Source organism: Lactobacillus sp. UMNPBX17 (assembly GCF_002553735.1).
GTDB lineage: Bacteria > Bacillota > Bacilli > Lactobacillales > Lactobacillaceae > Lactobacillus > Lactobacillus gallinarum.
On record NZ_PCYT01000174.1, the window covers coordinates 1 to 511 of the forward strand.

1 protein-coding gene is annotated in these 511 nt (G+C 31.3%); it reads right to left on the bottom strand.

Annotated elements, in window-relative coordinates; all coding sequences use genetic code 11:
• Window positions 1-24: 24 nt before the first annotated feature.
• Complete coding sequence (locus CP368_RS10170; protein WP_098044373.1) at window positions 25-381, bottom strand: hypothetical protein; 357 nt, start codon at window positions 379-381, stop codon at window positions 25-27.
• Between the last annotated feature and the right edge of the window lie 130 nt (window positions 382-511).

Sequence of the window (511 nt, forward strand, 5' to 3'; positions counted from 1 at the left end):
CTTATATATTTTGAATATCTTTTTCTAATCATCAGTACCAATTATACGATGCCAAATGTAAAATCCAAATCCGATTACTAATGCAATAGCCGCATACAAAAACATCCAGGCATATATAAAACCACCAAATATTCCTAGAACGCCTGCGATAATCATCAAAATTAGGCCAGTTATATCTCCACCTAAGTGAGGACTTTTTTCTAAGCAAATATAGACAATTCCAGCGCCAATAAACAGGCCAGCTATGATTATTTCAAGAATACCACCAACTATACTTTTAGCTGCGTATATGCCTAGTAATTGACCTAGCAGTCCGTCTAGAAATAGCCATACTGACAAAACAATCATTAAAATTCCAATAACTAATTTAGTAACTCTCATCTTTTTTAGCCTACATATCTGTATATATTATCTATGCAAGATGCTAAAAAATTCAAAAATAATTTACTAAATTAATTTCGTAAATTGCAATAATAAATTGAACACTTAAGCTGCTTGATAGATATGATCC

Excerpts from the sequence above, each read along its gene's own strand:
- CP368_RS10170 (WP_098044373.1), bottom strand. The coding sequence starts at position 381 with ATGAGAGTTACTAAATTAGTTATTGGAATTTTAATGATTGTTTTGTCA.